12 protein-coding genes and 6 pseudogenes are annotated in these 20,273 nt (G+C 61.7%); 11 read left to right on the top strand and 7 right to left on the bottom strand.

Translation table 11 applies throughout. The features are described 5' to 3' along the window. Positions 1-60: 60 nt before the first annotated feature. Positions 61-2,074: pseudogene (locus LDP01_RS04695) on the bottom strand (M3 family metallopeptidase). A 127-nt stretch (positions 2,075-2,201) separates the two neighbouring features. After that, on the bottom strand, positions 2,202-2,429 hold the full coding sequence (locus LDP01_RS04690; protein ID WP_224091210.1) for a hypothetical protein: 228 nt from the start codon (positions 2,427-2,429) through the stop codon (positions 2,202-2,204). On the opposite strand from LDP01_RS04690, the gene LDP01_RS04685 reads away from it, so the two are divergent. Beyond that, complete coding sequence (locus LDP01_RS04685) at positions 2,428-3,426, top strand: CapA family protein (protein ID WP_263433754.1); 999 nt, start codon at positions 2,428-2,430, stop codon at positions 3,424-3,426. The two genes, LDP01_RS04690 and LDP01_RS04685, sit on opposite strands and share 2 nt — an antisense overlap. Positions 3,427-3,429: 3 nt before the next feature. Here LDP01_RS04685 and LDP01_RS04680 read toward each other — a convergent pair. Next, positions 3,430-4,172: pseudogene (locus LDP01_RS04680) on the bottom strand (type 1 glutamine amidotransferase). Then, positions 4,169-5,500 carry a Mur ligase family protein gene (locus LDP01_RS04675; RefSeq protein WP_224090591.1) on the bottom strand — a complete coding sequence of 444 codons (1,332 nt, stop codon included), beginning with the start codon at positions 5,498-5,500 and terminating at the stop codon, positions 4,169-4,171. The pseudogene LDP01_RS04680 and the gene LDP01_RS04675 overlap by 4 nt, the downstream one beginning before the upstream one ends. Before the next feature lie 114 nt (positions 5,501-5,614). Between LDP01_RS04675 and pdxT the strand changes: the two genes are divergently transcribed. From pdxT to LDP01_RS04630, 9 genes and pseudogenes are all read left to right on the top strand, one after another. Continuing rightward, the gene (gene pdxT, locus LDP01_RS04670) at positions 5,615-6,316 is read left to right on the top strand and encodes a pyridoxal 5'-phosphate synthase glutaminase subunit PdxT (protein ID WP_216925537.1); all 702 of its coding nucleotides are present in this window, start codon (positions 5,615-5,617) and stop codon (positions 6,314-6,316) included. A gap of 3 nt (positions 6,317-6,319) precedes the next feature. Then, positions 6,320-7,075 carry a YebC/PmpR family DNA-binding transcriptional regulator gene (locus LDP01_RS04665; protein WP_224090590.1) on the top strand — a complete coding sequence of 252 codons (756 nt, stop codon included), beginning with the start codon at positions 6,320-6,322 and terminating at the stop codon, positions 7,073-7,075. A 44-nt stretch (positions 7,076-7,119) separates the two neighbouring features. Continuing rightward, positions 7,120-7,696, top strand: a pseudogene (gene ruvC, locus LDP01_RS04660) (crossover junction endodeoxyribonuclease RuvC). 69 nt (positions 7,697-7,765) lie between these two features. Continuing rightward, the gene (gene ruvA, locus LDP01_RS04655) at positions 7,766-8,410 is read left to right on the top strand and encodes a Holliday junction branch migration protein RuvA (protein WP_224090589.1); all 645 of its coding nucleotides are present in this window, start codon (positions 7,766-7,768) and stop codon (positions 8,408-8,410) included. Then, positions 8,403-9,480 (top strand): annotated as a pseudogene (gene ruvB, locus LDP01_RS04650) (Holliday junction branch migration DNA helicase RuvB). The gene ruvA and the pseudogene ruvB overlap by 8 nt, the downstream one beginning before the upstream one ends. Positions 9,481-9,666: 186 nt before the next feature. After that, positions 9,667-10,047, top strand: a complete 381-nt coding sequence (gene yajC, locus LDP01_RS04645) for a preprotein translocase subunit YajC (RefSeq protein ID WP_216925542.1) — start codon at positions 9,667-9,669, stop codon at positions 10,045-10,047. Positions 10,048-10,161: 114 nt separating this feature from the next. Beyond that, positions 10,162-11,914 (top strand): annotated as a pseudogene (gene secD, locus LDP01_RS04640) (protein translocase subunit SecD). Then, a complete protein-coding gene (gene secF, locus LDP01_RS04635; protein WP_224090588.1) occupies positions 11,914-12,903 on the top strand; it encodes a protein translocase subunit SecF in 990 nt (329 codons plus the stop codon). The pseudogene secD and the gene secF overlap by 1 nt, the downstream one beginning before the upstream one ends. 162 nt (positions 12,904-13,065) lie before the next feature. Further along, positions 13,066-15,461: pseudogene (locus tag LDP01_RS04630) on the top strand (RelA/SpoT family protein). On the opposite strand, the gene LDP01_RS04625 reads toward LDP01_RS04630, so the two are convergent. The 3 genes from LDP01_RS04625 to LDP01_RS04615 all read right to left on the bottom strand — a co-directional run bounded on the left by LDP01_RS04625 (position 15,458) and on the right by LDP01_RS04615 (position 18,672). Beyond that, complete coding sequence (locus LDP01_RS04625; RefSeq protein WP_224090587.1) at positions 15,458-16,060, bottom strand: hypothetical protein; 603 nt, start codon at positions 16,058-16,060, stop codon at positions 15,458-15,460. The pseudogene LDP01_RS04630 and the gene LDP01_RS04625 overlap by 4 nt on opposite strands. A gap of 113 nt (positions 16,061-16,173) precedes the next feature. Beyond that, complete coding sequence (locus LDP01_RS04620; RefSeq protein ID WP_224090586.1) at positions 16,174-17,811, bottom strand: DUF349 domain-containing protein; 1,638 nt, start codon at positions 17,809-17,811, stop codon at positions 16,174-16,176. Between the two features lie 66 nt (positions 17,812-17,877). Further along, complete coding sequence (locus LDP01_RS04615) at positions 17,878-18,672, bottom strand: peptidylprolyl isomerase (protein WP_224090585.1); 795 nt, start codon at positions 18,670-18,672, stop codon at positions 17,878-17,880. Positions 18,673-18,879: 207 nt separating this feature from the next. On the opposite strand from LDP01_RS04615, the gene hisS reads away from it, so the two are divergent. After that, entirely contained in the window at positions 18,880-20,241 is a 1,362-nt protein-coding gene (gene hisS, locus LDP01_RS04610) for a histidine--tRNA ligase (protein WP_224090576.1), read from the top strand. Positions 20,242-20,273: the final 32 nt, after the last annotated feature.

Here is a 20,273-nt window from a genome sequence, read left to right as displayed (position 1 = left end):
CAGAAGAAGTACGACGCCGGGTCGGTCACCTTAGTGAGGTGACCGGCCCGGCGTCGTTATTCACTCCAGTCCCCGGCGCTTCAGGAGGGGTTCGAGCTCGGCATCGCGCCCACGGAACGTGCGGAAGGATTCCAGCGGATCCCGGCTGTTACCCGTCGATAACAGCTCGGATCTGAACCGCTCTCCGTTTGCGCGGGTCAGGCCGCCGTTTTCCTTGAACCACTCAACGGTGTCCGCGTCCAGGACTTCGCTCCAGATGTAGGAATAGTAGCCGGCAGCATACCCGGCGCCGGCAAAGATGTGCTGGAAGTAGCCGGTACGGTAGCGCGGCGGAATCAGCGGGTGGGAGATGCCGGCGTCGGCGAGGGCCTTGGCTTCAAAGGCAAGGACATCCGCAGGGACTTCCTCCATGGAGAGCACGTGCCATGCCACATCCAGCAACGCTGCTCCCAGGTATTCCGTGGTCGCGAATCCCTCACCCCACAGCAGGGATTCGTTGATTCTGTCCACGATCTCCTGCGGGAGCGCTTCGCCTGTGGCGTAGTGGCGGGCGTAGTTCTTCAGGACTTCCGGCCACATGATCCACATCTCGTTGACCTGCGACGGGTATTCCACGAAGTCCCGCGGCACGGACGTTCCGGAGAACCGGGGATAGGTCACGTCGGAGAACAGTCCGTGGAGCGCGTGGCCGAATTCATGGAATACCGTCCGGACCTCGTCCAGGGACAGGAGAGCAGGTTCGCCCGGCGCCGGCTTGGTGATGTTGAGGTTGTTGATCACCACGGCCCTGCGTGCCAAGGAGACGGGACTGTTCCACGAGCGAGTTCATCCAGGCTCCTCCGCGCTTGGATTCCCGCGTGTAATAGTCGCCGAGGAAAAGACCCAGGGCGCTGCCGTCCCCGTTTTGCACCTCCCATACCCGGACGTCCTCGTGGTACCCGGCGAGGTCCGGCCTCTCATGGAACGTGATGCCATAGAGTTGGGTCGCTGCGAAGAAGACGCCGTCGGCCAGGACCGTTTCGAGCCTGAAGTAGGGCCTGATGGCCTGTTCATCCACTTCGTATTTTTCCCGACGGACCTGCGCGGAATAGTAGGCCCAGTCCCAGGGCTCCAGCGAATGGCCAGCGGATTCGGCCAAAGCGAGGGCTTCGGCTTGGGCGTTGCGTACCGCCGCGGGTGCCAGGCGGCCCAGCATTGCCTGCACTGCCTCGAAGTCCGGTGCCGTTTGCTGGTCCACCACGAGCTCCGCGAAGTTTCGAAAGCCCAGCAGGCTGGCTTTCTCCGCACGTAAACGGACTGTTGCCGTCACCAGATCGCGGACGTCCAGGCTTCCGCCGTCCGTGCCCCGCCCGAGTGAGGCTTCAAACAGCCGACGCCGGATGGCTTGGTTTTCGAGCGAGGCAAGGGCTGGTTGGTTGCTTGGCTGGATCAGGGTCAGGAGGTACTTGCCTTCGTGCCCCGCAGCCTTGGCGGCCCCGGCAGCGCCAGCGACGTCTTCGGGGGACATGCCGGCCAGGTCCGCTTCGTCGTCGAGGAGAACAGCGCTAGCCTTTATAGCCTCCTTGACGCGCTGGCCGAATTCGGTGCCCTGACGTGAGAGTTCGGCGTTGATTTCCCGAAGGCGGGCCTGGTCGTCGTCGTCGAGTTCAATTCCGGTCTTCCGAAACTCTTTGAGGTATTCCTGGACCAACCGCGCAGACTCATCATCAAGGCCCGCGGTGTCAATGGCAGCGAAGCGTTCATACAAGCCACGGTTCATGTAGACGGCGTCTTGATGCGCGGCAAACCTGGGCGCGAAGGCCGTCTCCAACTCCCTGATGGCGTCCGATGCATCTGCCGAGACAAGCGTAAAGAACGCCGCCGCAGCCCGGTCCAGCAACCGCCCGGACCTTTCCATGGCCAAAGCCGTGTTCTCGAAAGTCGCTGGTTTTGGGTTGGCCGCAATCTGCTGGATTTCGCGGAGGTGTTCCTCCAGCCCCGCGTCGATGGCTTCGGCATAGTCCTCTGTGGTGATTGCTTCAAAAGGTGGCAGGTCGAACGGCAGGGGGCTGGGACTCAAAAGCGGATTGGTCATGAAGGGACTCTTTCATTTAAGAATCGTGTCCTCAAGGGTGGCTCGCCGGAATCCCGCGCGTTTTGCGCCGTAGGATTGCCCGTATGGGGATCATCACACCTGGCGGACGTCGCGCGGATCGGCAGCGTTACAGGCCCTCACGACGAACGGGCACCCTCCTGGTGGCCTCAGCAGTTGCGTTGTGCTTGAGCGCCTGTGGAGTAATTGCCGAGAACGATTCCCGGGAGAAGAGCAGCGCCGCAACTGCTCCCGTGGCCCCGACATCGACCCCAACGCCAACACCTACGCCCACCCCTGGCAAGGGACCCGTCTGTCCAGAGCTGCGCTGTACCTCCATCACGGTCACGGGCGACATGCTGATCCATACACAACTGTGGCAGCAGGCCCGGGCCGACGCCGCCGCCGCAGGGCAGCCAGGGTACAACTTCGTCCCGCTCCTTGAAGGCCAGCGGCGCTACATCCGCAACAGCGATCTCGCCATTTGCCATCAGGAAACTCCTGTCGCCACTGCCGAAGGTCCGTTCTCCGCGTACCCGTCCTTCAATGTGCCGCCGCAGATCGTTGCCGCCTCCAAGGACGTGGGGTACCAGGCCTGCACGACGGCCAGCAACCACACCATTGACCGGGGGACTGAAGGGTTGCTCCGGACATTGGATGCCATGGATGCTGCCGGGCTCAAGCACACTGGTTCCTACAGGACTGAAGCTGCATCACAGGAAATCCTGATGCTCAAGACAGACGCCGCAACGGTAGCAGTCATCGCTGGCACCTACGGCCACAACGGTCAGATTCCGGAATACCCGTGGCTTGTGGACGAACTTGATCCCACCACCATGATTGCGAAAGCCACCAAAGCCCGTGCGCTTGGAGCCGACATCGTGCTCGGAGTCATGCACGCAGGTGACGAGTACGCCAGCGAGGCCAACGCCCAGCAACAGGAAGTCGCCCACGCATTGGTGGACAGTGGGCAATTCACCATGGTTTATGGACACCACACGCACTCGGTGCTGCCGATTGAAAACTACAAGGGCACGTGGATTGTCTATGGACTGGGTAATGGCGTCACGGAATTATCGCCCTGGTATGTAGTCAACAACGAAGGACTGCTGGTCCGTGCGCAGTTCAGCCAAAACGCGGCGGGTGTTTGGGCTGCCTCGGATCTCGCGTGGGCGCCGTCGGTGATTGTCCGGGACCCCTACCGCTGGTGCTCAGTGGCCAGCGACGCACCGCAGGGAGTCTGCGCTTCCCCGGCTGCCGATGCAGAGACCCATCAGCGCACCCAAGCCGTGGTCGAGTCGATGGGCGCAGCCACAGCCGGTGCCCACGAGTTGCTCATTACCAAGGAAAAATAGCTTCTAGCGTGGTCGCCGGGCAGCATGCTCCCGCGCGAGGCGGGCGTAGTCGTCGTCGGGCGTTCCGGGCACGAAGGTGCCATATTTCCGTTCGGCGGCCGTGCGGATCAGGAAGTCGGCGATCGCCGGGTTCTTGGGCAGCAGCGAACCGTGCAGGTAGCTGGCCACCACGTTGCGGTAGCGGGCGCCCTCGTGACCGTCCTTGCTGTTGTTTCCAGCACCTTTGGTGACTGTCCCCAACGGTTGGACGCCGGGGGCCCCAGGGTGGTTTGTCCACTGTGGTTCTCGTAGCCCAGGACGTCCCCGAATTCGGAGGACTTGAGCGTGACATTGCCGATCAACCGCTCATCCGTGCCGTGCGTTTCGACGTCGAGGATGCCGATCCCGGGAATGACAGGTCCTGCGCTGGTTTTAAAGAACTTTCCGAAGAGCTGGTAGAGCCCGCAAATGACCAGCATCGGTGCGCCGCCATCCGCGAGATCCCGCAAATGATCGGCACGTGCCTGTAGATCATCCTGAATAACCAGCTGGCCGCTGTCCTGCCCGCCGCCGCCCACGATGATGTCAACGTCCTCGGGAAAGTCGTCGCCTACGTTGTATTCAAGCAGCTCCGGCGTGTAGCCATGCCACTTGATGCGTTGCTGGAGGACCAGGGCATTGCCCCAGTCACCGTAAATATTCATATCCCGCGGGTACAGCTGGAGGACGCGGATTGTTCCTTTGGTCGGCTGTGCTTCCGAGGTCATGAGACCACCTCAACTATGGTGATTTTGGCCAGTTCGCGACGGATCGCGAGCATGGCGGTGTACGTGCAGAAGATCCGCTTGGGCTTGCCTCGCGAGCCGTCGATAAATGCATGGAGCGCCGAGGTTATGTCGGTGTCGACTGTACCGAAGCGGACCTCGTCGTATTGCAATCGCAGGGCCATGTCGTAGGCGCGGACGCCGGTAAGGACCTCGACGCCATCTTCCCTGAGTGATTCGAAGTCAACGTCCCAGAGCCAGGACATATCCCTGCCATCTGCATAGTTGTCGTTGATGGCGATCATGGTGGCGTATCCACCGGCCGGGAAGGACTTCAGGCCGAGCCGGAAGCCACTGGGATTCTTGACCAGCACAAGCTCCAACGGCTGGCCGTCCACGGTGAGGCTTTCGCCGCGCCCGAAAGCAGGAGCCACGTCACCAAGTGCTTTGACCAGTTTGGGAGTGTCGACGGCCCCCGTACCCAGGATCGCCCTGGCCAGGGAGAGCGCGGCCGCCGCGTTGAAGATGTTGTAGACACCCCGCAGCTTCATGCTCGTGGTGACTGTTTCGCCGTCGAATTCAAAGTCAGCGTCCTGGGCACCCACACGGCGGAGTACGACGTCGGCAGCGGGGCCGTCAGCCACCTCACCCGCGGTGCCGGGCGCCGGCGTATTCGGGGAGGACGGTCCGGTGGTGGCGGTGCGCATGTCGTCGTCGTTGGGGAACGTGCTGCGAAGTGATTCATCCAGCCCGAAGTAGCGGACGCTGGGACTGTGGACAGCCCCCGGAACGTTAAGGACGTTGGCAATGCGGGCCACCCGGGGGTCTTCACGGTTCAGCACCACGGTGTCTGTGGTCTTCAGTGCAATGTGTTCGAGCAAGCGGGCCGTCTTGTCGATCTCGCCGAACCGGTCAAGTTGGTCCCGAAGGACGTTCAGCAAGAGGCTGAAACGCGGCGGCACTTTGTTCACGAAGTGCACGGCATGTGCTTCGTCGAGTTCGAGGATGGCGACGTCGGCGTCAAGGCGGCCACGCCAGTCAACTTCGCCGAGAAGGGAGGCGGCCACGCCCCGGGTGAAGTTACTGCCTGTGCGGTTGGTGAAGACCTTCAGGCCCTGGCTTTCCAGCAGTTCGACCACCATTTTGGTGGTCGTCGTTTTTCCGTTCGTGCCGCTGACAACAGCCACGCCATGGGGAAGGCTGGACAGCGTTCTCTGCATGAAACCGGGATCGATTTTTTCGACCACCAGGCCGGGGAAAGCAGAGCCGCCGCCCCGGAGCCGGGACAGTGTGCGGACCAGCTTGCCAAGGGGAACGCTGAAGGAAAACATGCTCTGTAATATATCCCAGTTAAGGCATGGAACTTGGCGTTGAGGCCCCTCCTGCTGGCACTCCCGCCTGTCCTCCGGGAGGAGATTGCCGGGCCGGGCCACTATGATGGTCCAATGACCAACCCCCTTTCCGACGCTTCATCACGCGTGGGTGCAGGACTCCGGATCGGCGTACTGGCCCTCCAAGGCGACTTCCGTGAGCACATCCACGCAGTGGAAGCCGCGGGCGCCACGGGTGTGGGCATCCGCCGCCCCGCAGAGCTGGATGACGTTGACGGCCTCATCATCCCGGGTGGGGAATCCACCACGATCGACAAACTTTCCAGGATCTTTGAACTCGCGGACCCGCTTCGGAAGCGCATCGCCGAAGGCCTTCCCGTCTACGGCTCTTGTGCAGGCATGATTCTGCTTGCCGACGAGATTGCCGATCCCGCTACTGATCTGGACGGAAACCCCCAGCAGACCTTCGGTGGACTGGACATCACAGTGCGCCGCAATGCCTTTGGGCGGCAGCGCGAGTCCTTTGAAACCGACCTCGATTTCAAAGGACTCGAGTTCAGCGCAGGCGAGTCCGGCGTGGATCCGGTGCACGCGGTCTTCATCCGTGGACCCTGGGTGGAACGGGTTGGCCCGGGAGTTGAAGTCCTGGCACAGGTTGATCCGGAGCATGCCAGCCACACCGCCACTTTGCACGGATTGGCTAGAATTGTTGCAGTGCGCTCCGGCCAGCTGTTGGCCACCTCTTTCCACCCGGAAGTCACAGGTGAGAAGCGCGTGCATGAACTCTTTATTCGAATGATCAGAGGAGAAGCGTAAAGCATGTCAGGCCACTCCAAATGGGCGACTACCAAGCACAAGAAAGCCATCATTGATAGCAGGCGTGCAAAGTCGTTCGCAAAGCTGATCAAGAACATCGAAGTTGCTGCGCGCATGGGCGGCCCGGACCTCGCCGGCAACCCAGGCCTGGAACTTGCGGTTACCAAGGCGAAGAAGACCTCGGTTCCGAACGACAACATCGACCGCGCCATCAAACGTGGTGCCGGCCTCACAGGCGAAGTGGTCGACTACACGGAAATTATGTACGAAGCCCGCGGCCCCCAGGGCTCGGCTCTGTTGATCGAGTGCTTGACCGACAACAAGAACCGTGCGGCTTCGGAGGTTCGACTCGCGATTTCCCGCAACGGTGGCACCATTGCAGATCCGGGCTCGGTCAGCTACTTGTTCACCCGCAAGGGCGTCGTCGTGCTGCCAAAGAATGGCCTGAGCGAGGACGACATCCTGATGGCCGTCCTGGACGCCGGCGCAGAGGAAGTCAAGGACAGCGGCGAGAACTGGGAAGTGCATTCCGAGCCCTCTGATCTGCAGGCCATCCGTGACGCCTTGAAGGAAGCCGGCATCGAGTACGAATCCGATGAAGCCGAATTCGTGCCCTCGATGCAGGTGGACCTCGATATTGATGGCGCCCGGAAATTCATGAAACTCGTGGATGCCCTCGAAGACCTGGATGACGTCCAGAACGTCTACAGCAACGCGGACTTCAGTGAGGAAGTGCAGGCTGCCCTCGACGCCGATTAGGCAGGCAGTACTCCTCTTTTGACAACAACCAGGAAGGCCCGGACTTGACTCTTCGCGTATTGGGAGTCGATCCGGGCCTCACCCGTTGCGGCATCGGCGTAGTGGATATCGAGCGGAACCGCCGGGCCACCATGGTGGCTGTTGGTGTGGTGGGGACGTCGGCTGAGTTGACGCTGGACAAGCGGCTTTTGGTTATCGCGCAGGCCATCGACGAGTGGCTGGACCTGCATCAGCCGGACGTAGTCGCCGTCGAGCGCGTTTTTTCGCAGATGAACGTCAGCACTGTGATGGGCGTGGCCCAGGCCCTCGGGCGTTGTCATCGCCGCGGCCGCGCGCCGCGGGATTCCCGTCGCCTTGCACACGCCCTCCGAAGTCAAAGCGGCCGTGACCGGAAGTGGAACTGCGAATAAGGACGCGGTCACTAAATTGGTCACTAAAATCCTCCGGCTCGATGCCCCGCCCAAGCCCGCTGACGCCGCGGACGCGCTTGCCCTTGCCCTGACGCATGCCTGGCGGGCAGGCAGCGGAATGGGTGCGCCCCATGGTTCCGGCAAGGATTCGCTCACCCCCGCGCAACGTGCGTGGGCTGAAGCAGAAGCGAAAGCGCGCCGCGCACGCTGATTGTCGGTAGCCCTTGCTAGGGTATTCGTAGATATGTTCGGATAGTCCGCTAACCTCAGGAGCCGGGTCTTGATCAGTTTTCTCCGTGGAACAGTTGCCCACGTTGGCTTGTCGACCGCCGTGATCGACCTCAACGGTGCGGGAATGAGCGTCTTCGCAACGCCCCAGACGTTGAGCCACCTAAAAGTAGGCGCCGAGGCGAAGCTCTTCACTTCCATGATCGTCCGTGAGGACTCCCTCACGTTGTTCGGCTTCGCCGATGATGATGAGCGCGAGGTCTTTGATGTCCTGCTGAGCGTGAGCGGCGTCGGGCCACGGCTGGCTCTGGCCGTACTTGCGGTGCACGAGCCGGAAAGGATCCGCGTAGCTGCGCACACCGGCGATGGCAAAGCGTTCACCAAAGTCCCGGGCATTGGGCCCAAAGTCGCAGGCCGGATAGTCCTTGAACTGGCCGGAAAGCTGGTCCCGCACGGCACAGGCAGGGGCACAGCACCCGCAGTGATCAATACCGTGGAATGGAAGCCCCAGGTAGTGGCTGCCATGACCAGTCTGGGGTGGTCCGAGAAGGACGCCGCGGGAAGCATCGACAAAGCAATGGCCGATTCCCCCGAGCTTGCCGATGACGGTAACGTGGCGCAAATCCTGCGGGCCACATTGCGCTGGCTGGGGCAGGACGGCGCGCGCGCCGGAAACCGTGTAGGTACCCGTGGCTGAGCAATCGCTCGTTGCCGGGGGAGAGGAGCCCGAGGAGCGCGTCATTGAAGCCGCCCTCCGGCCCAAAAACCTGCATGATTTTGTCGGCCAGCACCGTGTTCGCAAGCAGCTTTCGCTGGTGCTTGAAGCTTCGCGGATGCGGGGCCGCAGCGCTGACCACGTACTGCTCTCCGGTCCTCCGGGCCTGGGCAAGACCACCCTTGCCATGATCATTGCCGCGGAGATGAACGCCCCACTGCGTATCAGCAGCGGACCAGCCATCCAGCATGCCGGAGATCTTGCAGCAATTCTTTCCTCGCTGTCCGAAGGGGAGGTGCTGTTCCTTGACGAAATCCACCGCATGTCCCGCCCGGCTGAAGAGATGCTCTACATGGCCATGGAAGACTTCCGTGTGGACATCGTGGTCGGCAAGGGGGCCGGCGCCACCGCCATTCCGCTTGAACTTCCACCCTTCACGCTCGTTGGTGCAACCACGCGCGCCGGGCTTCTGCCGGGCCCTTTGCGGGACCGGTTCGGATTTACCGGCCACCTGGAGTTCTACTCTGTGGCAGAACTCGAACTCGTGCTGCGCCGCTCGGCGGGATTGCTTGACCTGAAGGTCAACTCCGCCGGATTCACGGAGATTGCCGGACGCTCCCGCGGCACGCCACGTATTGCAAACCGCTTGCTTCGCCGCGTCCGCGACTGGGCCCTTGTGCACGGAATAGAACAGATCGAAGCGCGTTCGGCGTCGGCGGCCCCTGGATATGTACGAGGTGGATGAACGGGGATTGGATCGCCTTGACCGTGCCGTCCTTGAGGCGTTGATTACCAAATTCAATGGCGGACCGGTGGGTCTTTCAACGCTGGCGATCGCCGTGGGTGAGGAGCCGGAGACTGTCGAAACCGTTGCCGAACCGTACTTGGTGCGCGAAGGACTGCTCGGGCGCACACCCCGTGGCCGTATCGCCATGGCATCCGCATGGACACACCTTGGTTATGCCGTACCGGCGGGCGTATTCGGCCAGGAGACACTTGCCTTGTTTGACGAGGATGAAAACCACGCCGAAAGCGTAGATACCATCGGTTAACACGCTGTATTCAGCTTTTCCCACTAGACTGGTATGACGCTCGGCACGTTCGAGTCCTTGATCCATGCGCCCGCTTCGCGGTGAAGCGCGTTGCTGTGCGGGGTTTACTCCCGGGCCGCAGGATCTGCCGGGGACGTTGCCGTGGACCAAAACGTAAGTAAAGAATGGAACTTCCCTGTGGATCCAATGACCATATTGCTGTTCGTCATGCTTGGACTCTTTGTCTTCATGATGTTCCGCCGCAACAAGAAGACCCAGCAGCAGCAGGCTGCGATGCAGTCCAAGTTCGCTCCGGGCGTCGATGTGATGACCAGCTTCGGTCTTTTCGGACGCATCGTGTCCATCGACGAAGCTGAGAACAAGGTTGTTATCGAGCTGTCTCCCGGAAACGAAGCTACGGTTCACCGCCAGGCCGTCACCAAGGTGATCGAAAAGGCTGAAGAGGAAGCCCCTGTCGTTCCGGACGACGCTTCTTCGCTGACCGTTGCTGATGAGACCCCGGCTGCGACTGAGACGCCGGACGAAACCATCGCGCGCCTCAACAAAGAGGACAAGAAGGACAACTAGCACCGTCAGTCGCGGCAACACCGCGCAAGGACACTTCTACGGCAGCCGAAAGCCGCCGGCAGACGCTTACCAGCGCCCGCCGGCGGCTGTCCGGCGATAAAAGGAAGATCGATAATGGCACGGACCGGCCCCAAAAACTCAGCCCGCAGGGTGCTGACTTGGCTTGGAGCAATATTCGTTGTACTCACCGCTGTCCTGGCTGGCGGAGTCATTTCCGGCCATGCAAGCTGGGCTCCCAAGCTTGCCTTGGACCTTGAGGGCGGCACCCAGATGATCCTGGCACCGCGGGTAGAGGGTTCCAGCGAGATCACCGAGGAACAACTCAACCAGGCAGTTGCCATCATCCGGCAGCGTGTAGACGGCTCCGGTGTTGCCGAAGCCGAGATCAGCACCCAGTCGGGGCGGAACGTGGTGGTGAGCCTCCCGGGAACTCCATCCAAGGAAACCCGTGACCTTATCCAGGCGTCGGCGGACATGAACTTCCGCCCGGTGATCGCTGCGGCTGATCCTGCGGCCATCCCTGTCGAATCCCGTACGCCGGATGACAAGCTGCCCAAGCCCACCGCAGAACCCACCAACGCGAGCGACACCAACTGGGTGACTCCGGAGGTCTACAAGGAATTCGAGGCGCTTGACTGCGTCAACCCTTCCACCGAGAAGCGGGACCGTTCCGATCCGGCGAAGCCGCTGGTGACTTGTGAACCGGCCACGGACAAGACTCCCGCCATCAAGTACATCCTTGGTCCGGTGGAGGTCAAAGGCCAGGACATCAGCTCCTCGTCCTTCTCACAGGTTCAGGGCGCACAAGGCTCGGTGACAAACTCCTGGGGCGTGAACATCACGTTCAACGCCGAGGCAACTGCCAAGTTCAAGGAAGTTACGGAGCGGCTAAACCAGTTCTACACCGCGTCCCTTGCCCAGGGCGGCAACGACCCCAAGGCACAATTCGCCATTGTCCTTGATGACAAGGTCATCTCAGCACCGAGGTCCCTTGCTGTCATCACTGACGGAAAACCGCAGATCACGGGTAACTTCACCCAGGCCCTCTGCAAAGGCGCTGTCCGACCAACTCCGCTACGGCGCTTTGCCGATCTCCTTCGAGATCCAGTCCCAGGAACAGATCTCTGCCACGCTCGGTGGGGATCAGCTCCGGCTCGGCCTGCTGGCCGGCCTCATCGGCCTGTTGCTGGTGGTTGTGTACTCGCTGTTCCAGTACCGCGCCCTTGGCTTTGTCACGATCGCTTCCCTGGTTGTCGCCGGTGGCTTGACCTACCTCGCCATCGCCATTTTGGGTTGGACTGAAAACTACCGCCTTTCCCTGGCAGGTGTTGCCGGTCTGATCGTTGCCATCGGACAGACGGCGGACTCGTTCATCGTGTACTTCGAACGAATCCGCGATGAACTTCGTGAAGGCCGCGGGCTCGTGTCCGCCGTCGAGAATGGCTGGAAGCGCGCCAAGCGGACTGTGCTGGCTTCCAAGGCAGTGAACCTGCTGGCAGCGTTGGTCCTTTATTTCGTGGCTGTCGGCAATGTCCGTGGCTTCGCCTTCACTCTTGGCCTCACGGCTGTCGCTGACCTCATCGTGGTGTTCCTGTTCACGCATCCGATGCTGCAGGTCCTTGCCCGCACGAAGTTCTTTGGCGAAGGCCACAGGTTCTCCGGACTCTCACCTGACCGTCTGGGGGCTGTCCCGTTGTATCGGGGAGCCGGACGCCTCCGCACACCTGCCGAGAAGCCGGCCGTTGTCCGTGCACGCAATACAGGTGCCGCGGCCGAAGCAGAACGCCGCATGACCATCGCCGAACGGCGCCTCGCCGAGAAGGGCCAACTGACCGGTCCTTCCAACGGCACCAAGGAGGAGAAGTAATGACCACGAGCTTCGCAACCTTCGGCAACGAGCTTTACACGGGCAAGCGCTCCTACAACTTTGTTGATTCCAAGAAGATCTGGTTCATCATTGCTGCGGTCGCTGTGGCCCTCTCCATCCTGATCCCGGTTTTGAAGGGTGGCTTTAACCTCGGCATCGAGTTCCGCGGCGGCTCGGAGTTCACGGTCTCCAACGTGAAGACCACCGATGCAGGCCTGGGCGAAAAGGCTGTCCATGACGTCGTATCCGGTGCCGTTCCCCGTGTCGCGAACGTGGCGGGCAACACCATGCGGATCCAGACGGATCAGCTGACCGATGACGAGACCAACCGCATCAAAGAGGGCCTGACCACCGCTTACGGTGTAACGGACAACGAAGTCACATCAAACTTCGTTGGCCCCACGTGGGGCCAGGATGTCACACGTCAGGCACTCATCGGGCTGGTCGTGTTCGTTGGCCTCGCAGCTGTCCTCATGGCTCTGTATTTCCGGACCTGGAAGATGTCACTCTCTGCCTTGGTGGGCATGCTGGTCACGATGTTCACCACAGCGGGCGTCTACGCCCTGAGTGATTTTGAGGTGACGCCATCGGCCATCATCGGATTCCTGACAGTCCTGAGCTATTCGCTGTATGACACCGTGGTGGTCTTCGACAAGATCCGCGAGAACACAGCAGACATTTCCACTTCCACGCGCCGGACCTTCGGTGAAGAGGTTAACCTCGCGGTCAACCAAACTCTGGTCCGCTCCATCAACACCATGATGGTTGCCGTCCTTCCGGTTGCGGCGATCCTCTTCATCGGGGCCGGATTGTTGGGCGCAGGAACGCTGCGGGACCTTTCCCTGGCGCTGTTCGTCGGAATCCTCATAGGAACGGCAGCGACCATCTTCATCGCGGCACCGCTCTACGCCTGGCTGCGCCAAGGCGAGCCGGACCTCGTGAAGCAGGCCAAGAAGGTGGCCCACCGCAGGGCCGAGGCCACTGTTTAGGCTCTTTCCATCAGGCATTACGCGCTGGAAAAGGACCCCGCTTTCCAGCGGGGTCCTTTCTCGTTGACTTGCCGGGGCGCGCGTCATGTGCTGTCCGGTTGCGGAAGCATTCGCCTGCGGGAATAGACTGGAAGAATTAAATAGGTCGTGAGGGGTACTTCTGTGGAAGAACGTGCGACGTCGGCACCACCGACGGGCGGGGAGGACAGTCACCACGGTGTGACGGTTCCGGCAACAAGCGTGGCTGGACGGACTGCTGGTACGGTTCCAGTCGATACTCCCGGCGTGCGTCCAACCTTTCCGGGTCGGCGGGAGCGCACGCGATCCAGGCTTGCGCGGTTGACCGGGCCGGGGGATGGCGCCGTACTCGCCGATTCTGGAACCGCTCCTGCGAACGGTGCGGGCCAACAACCCCAAAGAAGACTTCGACCTCATTCAGCGCGCATTCGCGGTAGCAGAGCGCAGCCACCAGGGGCAGAAGCGCAAGAGTGGTGATCCGTACATCACCCACCCGGTGGCAGTAGCCACCATCCTTGCTGAGCTCGGGATGACAGGGACCACCCTGGCCGCTGCGTTGCTCCACGACACCGTGGAGGACACCCCCTACACACTGAATGACCTCACCCGCGACTTCGGCCCGGAAGTTGCCATGCTTGTGGACGGCGTGACCAAACTGGACAAGGTCAGCTTCGGCGAAGCGGCCCAGTCGGAGACGGTCCGCAAGATGGTCGTGGCCATGGCCAAGGACATCCGTGTCCTGATGATCAAACTTGCCGATCGCCTCCATAATGCCCGTACGTGGCGGTTCGTTTCGGCAGAATCCTCGTCCCGTAAAGCCCGCGAAACGCTGGAGATCTTCGCTCCCCTTGCACACCGCCTGGGTATGAACACCATCAAGTGGGAGCTGGAGGATCTGTCCTTCGCGGCGCTCTACCCCAAGGTGTACGAAGAAATCGTCCGCATGGTGGGGGACCGCACACCCGAACGTGAGAAGAGCCTGAGCGTCATTCGCAACCAGATTGCCGATGATCTTCGGACTGCGCGGATCAAGGCGACCATTACCGGCCGGCCCAAGCACTACTACTCGATCTACCAGAAGATGATCGTCCGCGATAAGGACTTTGACGACATCAACGACCTCATGGGCGTTCGCGTCCTGGTTGATTCGGTGCGGGATTGTTACGCGGCACTTGGTACCCTGCACTCGCGATGGAACCCTCTCCCAGGGCGGTTCAAGGACTACATCGCCATGCCGAAGTTCAACATGTACCAGTCCCTTCACACCACGGTCATCGGCCCGGGTGGAAAGCCCGTGGAAATCCAGATCCGCACCCATGAGATGCACCGCCGGGCGGAGTACGGCGTCGCAGCCCACTGGAAGTACAAGGACCAACCCAACCGTACTGCGGTGGGCCCGGGCAGCCCACGCGACGGCGATATGGGCTGGCTGCGGTCCTTGGTGGACTGGCAGCAGGAAACTTCGGACCCGGGCGAATTTCTTGATTCACTCAGGTACGAGATCAACGCACGGGAAGTCTTCGTCTTCACGCCCAAGGGCGAAGTCATGGCCTTGCCTGCTGGATCGACCCCTGTTGACTTTGCGTACGCGGTTCACACGGAAGTGGGGCACCGGACCATCGGAGCCCGCGTTAACGGCAAGCTTGTGCCGCTCAACAGTGAACTGAACCATGGCGACTGGGTGGAGATCTTCACCTCCAAGGCCGAGGGGGCGGGTCCGAGCCAGGACTGGCAACACTTCGTCAAGTCGGCACGGGCCCCGGAACAAGATCCGCCAGTGGTTCACCAAGGAACGCCGTGAGGAAGCGATTGACCGCGGCAAGGATATGCTGACGCGGGCAATGCGAAAGCAGAACCTCCCACTGCAGCGACTCATGACGCATGATGCGCTGTCTGCCGTCGCCGAGGACTTCCACTACGTAGACATCTCCGGTCTGTACGCAGGAGTGGGTGACGGGCACACGTCTGCCCAGTCCGTCATGGAGAAGCTCGTAGAGCATCTTGGTGGACACGAGACCCCGGATGAGGACCTTGACGAGGTCAGCATTCCTACGCAGGTAGCCAAGTCCAAGTTTTCCGATTCCGGTGTCATTGTTCGCGGCGTGGGAGACGTGTGGGTCAAACTGGCCCGATGCTGCACTCCTGTGCCCCCTGACCCCATTCTTGGATTTGTCACCCGCGGTTCCGGCGTGTCGGTCCATAGGACTGATTGCACCAACGTCTCCGGGTTGCGTGACCAGCCGGACAGGATCGTCGAGGTCGAGTGGGCACCAACACAGTCCAGCGTCTTCCTGGTGGAGATTCAGGTGGAAGCCTTGGACAGGAAGTCACTCCTGTCCGATGTCACGCGTGTCCTGTCTGAAAACCATGTGAACATCCTTGCGGCTTCGGTGCACACCTCAAGCGACCGGGTGGCGATCTCCAAATTTGCTTTCGAAATGGGTGACCCAAAGTATTTGCACCATGTTCTCAGCGCGGTGCGGCGTATTGACGGGGTCTTCGATGTGTACCGCACCACGGGTAACAGGCGCAGGAGCTAGTTCGGGGACACGAGCCGCGCGAGCGTAGCGAGCGCACGCTTCTTGTGGGGAACCCGTGGCGCTGCCTCCACGGCAAGGGTGAGCAAACGGAGCCTGATGCCCAGATCGGGGTCGTCCAGGAGTCGCCGCAGTGCCGGCACGGCCTGGTCCGGCTCAACGTGCAGGGCAATGTCCGCTGCTGTTCTCAAGGGGCTGCTCACCAGCATGCCACCAACGCTTACAACGTCCAGTTGGCCAAGCCGCACCTCATGGAGGTTGCACCCCCGGGCGCTGCGCACGCTGGAGATACGATGCTTGGCATCCACCAGGAGTGATAGGCGCTCCGGAGGGCTCGCACACCCGTAGATCCAGGCCGCGGTAAGCCTGCCCGCCACCACCTTGGTGCGCATCCGGTCCGGGACGGTCAGGGCAGCTGCACGGGCGCGGAGGCGGGGCGTGACTGCAACGCCGGGCGACGCGTAGCTCCTGCCGTACAAGGGAAGCAGGACGCCATCCAGCGCCATGCCCTGCAATTCAGGCCAGGTGAAGATGCGGCTGGGTGCGTAGAGCTCGGCAAGCACGGGTTCCTGCAGTTGCGGGGCTGTGACGGGTGGGACCATTCATTGATCATTCCGTGTCTTGGCCGCAACAGTACAGGCCCTGCACCGGTCATGTGGATAACCGGTACAGGGCCTGCAGATAAACAGGGGCTCAACATGAACCCAAGGCTGCGTCAGGCGAGGTCGCTCGCTGAGCGCTGGATCTGGTCCAGCCACGCCTGACGTGCTTCAAGAGCTTCCCGCGCAGCCTTGATGCGGCGCTGGTCTCCGGCTTTTTCAGCTTTCTCCAGATCCTCCTTGAGCCCGGCAATCGCGGACTCAAGCTGCGACAAAGCGCTGTTGGTGCGGGCCTTGGTCTCCGGATTGCTCCGGCGCCACTTCTCCTCCTCAGCCTCGCGGACTGCGTCCTCCACCTTGCGAAGGCCGGCCTCGATGCGGCCCATGTCCGCCCTCGGGACCTTGCCGGCATCTTCCCAGCGGTCACGAATGGACTGCAGGGCCTTCTTGGTTGCGTTGAGATCGTTGATCGGCAGCAGCGCCTGGGCCTCAGCTACCAGCTGCTCCTTCACTGCAAGGTTGGCGGTGTACTCCTGGTCGATCTGGTCGTTCGCAGCCTGCCGATTGCTGAAGAACACATCCTGCGCGGCGCGGAAACGGCCCCAGAGGGCGTCGTCATCCTTGCGGCTGGCGCGCGGGGTGGCCTTCCACTGATCCATGAGCCTGCGGTATTCACCGGCGGCGTAACCCCAGTCAGTGGAAGAGGAAAGCGCCTCGGCCTCTGCGATCAACGCTTCCTTGGCTACCTTGGCCGCAGAATTGTTGCTGTCCAGCTGCGAGAAGTACGCGCGGCGATGGCGATCGAATACAGTGCGTGCCGAGCGGAAGCGCTTCCATAGTGCGTCTTCATTGCTGCGGCCAAGACGGACACCGCTCTTCTGCGCAGCCTTCCACGTCTCGAAGAGTTCGTTCATCCGCGCACTGGACGTCTTCCATTGGATTTGCGCAGGATCCTGGCCAGCGATGGACTCCGCCTCTGCCACGATGGCTTCGCGCGCAGCAAGCTCGTTGGCGCGGACGGCTTCATGGGCCGCTTTCTCGGACTTTTCCAGCTCGGCGATCTGTTCGGACAGCGTGTCCAGGCGTGCTTCGGCCGAACGGATATCGCCCACCATGTTGCGCTCTGCGAGCTGCTCGCGGAGGTGGGTCACCGTCTTCTGCATGTCCGTTGCCGGGGCTTTGGATTCCACGCGGTGTTCCAGCAGGACTATCTGGGCAATGACGTCGTCGTACTTCCGGGCGAAGTAGCCCAGGGCTTCGTCAGGGCTGACACCGGGATACTGGCCAACGGCAATCTCTTCGCCATCCAAAGTGAGGAATACGTGGCCGTCACCTTCGGCGCGTCCCCACTTGGCTGCCTCTGCAAGCGAGGCGGCAGACACTGCAGGCGCAGCAGGAACGACGGCGGCAGGCGCCTTCGGGCGGGCCGCGAAGGCAGCCGGGGAAGGAGCGGGACGCGAATCGGCAGGCTTGGCTTCCTCCGCTGCGGGTGCCGCCTCAGCCGCTGGTGCTTCCTCCGCTGCGGGTGCCGCCTCAGCCGCTGGTGCTTCCTCCGCTGCGGGTGCAGGCGTTTCTTCTGTCGCAGGCGTTTCTTCAGCGGCAGGGGCCTCGGTTGCTGCCGGTGTTTCGTCGGCCACAACTGCGGGAGTTTGTTCAGTCGCAGGTGCTGCTTCAGTGCCGTTCAGGCTGTTTGCCTCGACTGCGTCTTGGTTGGCCACTACTGCTGTTTCGTCGGATTTCTGACTGTCTGTCACCGCTAAAAGTCTTTCGCTTGGAGGGACTGCTAAGGTACTGCACCCCGGACCGGGGCCAAAGGCTGGTTACTTCAGAGAAAACGAGTCTATCGTGACAGGTGCCACAGGGGCGCCGTCGGTCGCGTTTTCGCCCGGTTTCAGGCCGGCCGCAGCGATTTTCGTGACCACGTCCAAACCACTGGTGACTTTGCCGACCACTGTGTAACCACCGGCCGTGTCCGCAGGAATTGTCGTGTCCTTATACACAATGAAGAACTGATGACCGTTGCCGTGGGCGTTGTTTCCCGAACGGGCGACGGCGATTGTTCCAGCCGGGTATGTGTTGTCCGTTGGTGTGTTCTCCAGGGGACCCCAGCGGTAATTGGGATCATCTGAGCCGTCTTCGGACTTGGCTCCGCATTGCAGGAGGCCGAACGTGTCGGACGTTGTCAGGCGGTGGCAGAAGGCTCCGTTGTAGTAGCCGGCATCGGTGAGGGACTTGATGACGGCCGCCGCCTGGGGTGCAGCAGTTCCGTTCAGTTCCACTCCCACAACGCCGCTGTTCAGTGCGAGCTCACCGGTGAAGGTCTTACCGGCTGCGGTGTCCGGGCTGGGTATGTCTGCGCTGTTGGAGGCCGAAGGAGAGGCCGACGGAGAGTTCAGTCCGGCCTCTGCGGCGGCGAACTCTGCCTCAGTGGGGTTGGAACTGAAAACAGTCAGTTGCAGCACCACCGCGAGGATCACAGCCGCAGCGCCCGCGCCGATGGCAACAGTGTTGTCGCGTTTGCGCCGCTTGCCCTGTTCCTGCCGCAGGGCACGCTTGGCTTCCATCTGCCGGATACGGCGTCTCGCTTCGCGGTCATCCCGCGACCTTGTTGCCAAGAGTCCTCCTGATTGTGTCCACGTTCGCCGGCCGCCTGCAGGGACCGGGCATGCTGCATTAGATGTGCACGCGCGGAAAGCATAAACTGGCTGCCGCACATAGTTTATGCATGACCGGCTGGACGCCCGCCCCATAATCGCCGAAAAGGCCTTTAAAGCTGCGGTGCTCATTCCTGAGTCAGCTTTCATCGAGGAGATTTATCCACCATGGCACGTACCGCCTCCCTGTCCGGATTCCCCGAGTGGCTTCCCCAGGAGCGGTTGGTGGAGCTCCACGTGCTGGACACACTCCGGAAAACGTTCGAACTGCACGGTTTCTCCTCCATTGAAACGCGTGCCGTTGAAACGGTCGGCCAGTTGCTGCGGAAAGGCGAGATCGACAAAGAGGTCTATGGCCTGAGTCGCCTGCAGGACGACGAAGAAGATTCCCGGTCAACCACTACGGACAAGGCAGACAAAGCTGATCCGAATGCGCTTGCCCTGCACTTTGACCTCACTGTTCCCTTCGCACGCTACGTCGTGGAGAACGCGGGTTATCTGGCCTTCCCCTTCCGCCGCTACCAGATCCAGAAGGTCTGGCGTGGTGAGCGTCCGCAGGAAGGCCGTGCCCGCGAATTCACCCAGGCAGATATTGATGTGGTGGGCGATGGCGAGTTGCCGTTCCGCTACGACGTCGAAATTGCGCTGGTCATCGCCGGGGCCCTGAGCGCCCTCCCGATTCCGGACTTCCGCCTCCGGATCAACAACCGCAAGCTGGCTGAGGGCTTCTACCGCGGTATTGGCCTGACTGATACGGCCGGAGTCCTGCGGAGCATCGACAAACTCGAAAAGATTGGCGAAGGCAAAGTCGCTGAGCTGCTCAAGAGCGAGCTTGGCGCCTCGGATGAGCAGGCGGCACTGGCGCTCAAGCTTGCCACCATCCGCACCGAGGACACCTCGTTCGTGGAGCAGGTACGTGCCCTTGGGGTGACTGATGACCTTCTCGAGGAAGGCTTGAGCGAACTCCAGCAGGTCATTGAGGCCGCCGTCCAGCGCGCACCCGGCAAGGTGGTCGCAGACCTCAGTATCGCCCGGGGACTTGACTATTACACGGGAACCGTCGTCGAAACCGTCCTGGTAGGACACGAACAACTTGGCTCCATTTGCTCGGGCGGCCGGTACGACGCCCTGGCCAGCAAGGGAAACCGGAAGTTCCCGGGCGTCGGCCTGTCCATCGGCGTCACCCGCCTGGTCTCGCGGATCCTGAGCCAGGAGCTTGCAACGGCTACCCGTGCGGTGCCCACTGCTGTCCTGGTCGCTTTGAACAACGACGACAGTTGGTCCGCGGCACAGGACGTCGCGGCACAGCTTCGCGGCCGCGGTATTGCTACTGAAGTTGCCGCGAAAGCTGAAAAGTTCGGCAAGCAGATCAAGTTCGCGGATCGTCGCGGAATTCCGTTTGTTTGGTTCACTGACGATGACGGCAAGCACCAGGTCAAGGACATCCGGTCCGGCGTGCAGGTGGACGCGGACCCGGCCAGCTGGTCGCCGTCGGAGGAAGATCTGCACGTCCGTGTCATCACCGCCTGACCCAGGCCAGGTGATTCAGCCGCGGCCGGGGC

Source organism: Arthrobacter sp. StoSoilB13 (assembly GCF_019977255.1).
Classification (GTDB): domain Bacteria; phylum Actinomycetota; class Actinomycetes; order Actinomycetales; family Micrococcaceae; genus Arthrobacter.
Note: the sequence above shows the minus strand (reverse complement) of the source record. Positions and strands in the feature narration are given on the sequence as shown.

Coding starts and splice junctions, on each gene's coding strand:
- LDP01_RS04685 (WP_263433754.1), top strand. CDS start 2,428: ATGCTGATCCATACACAACTGTGGCAGCAGGCCCGGGCCGACGCCGCC.
- LDP01_RS04690 (WP_224091210.1), bottom strand. CDS start 2,429: ATGTCGCCCGTGACCGTGATGGAGGTACAGCGCAGCTCTGGACAGACG.
- LDP01_RS04675 (WP_224090591.1), bottom strand. CDS start 5,500: ATGTTTTCCTTCAGCGTTCCCCTTGGCAAGCTGGTCCGCACACTGTCC.
- pdxT (WP_216925537.1), top strand. CDS start 5,615: ATGACCAACCCCCTTTCCGACGCTTCATCACGCGTGGGTGCAGGACTC.
- LDP01_RS04665 (WP_224090590.1), top strand. CDS start 6,320: ATGTCAGGCCACTCCAAATGGGCGACTACCAAGCACAAGAAAGCCATC.
- yajC (WP_216925542.1), top strand. CDS start 9,667: ATGACCATATTGCTGTTCGTCATGCTTGGACTCTTTGTCTTCATGATG.
- secF (WP_224090588.1), top strand. CDS start 11,914: ATGACCACGAGCTTCGCAACCTTCGGCAACGAGCTTTACACGGGCAAG.
- LDP01_RS04625 (WP_224090587.1), bottom strand. CDS start 16,060: ATGGTCCCACCCGTCACAGCCCCGCAACTGCAGGAACCCGTGCTTGCC.
- hisS (WP_224090576.1), top strand. CDS start 18,880: ATGGCACGTACCGCCTCCCTGTCCGGATTCCCCGAGTGGCTTCCCCAG.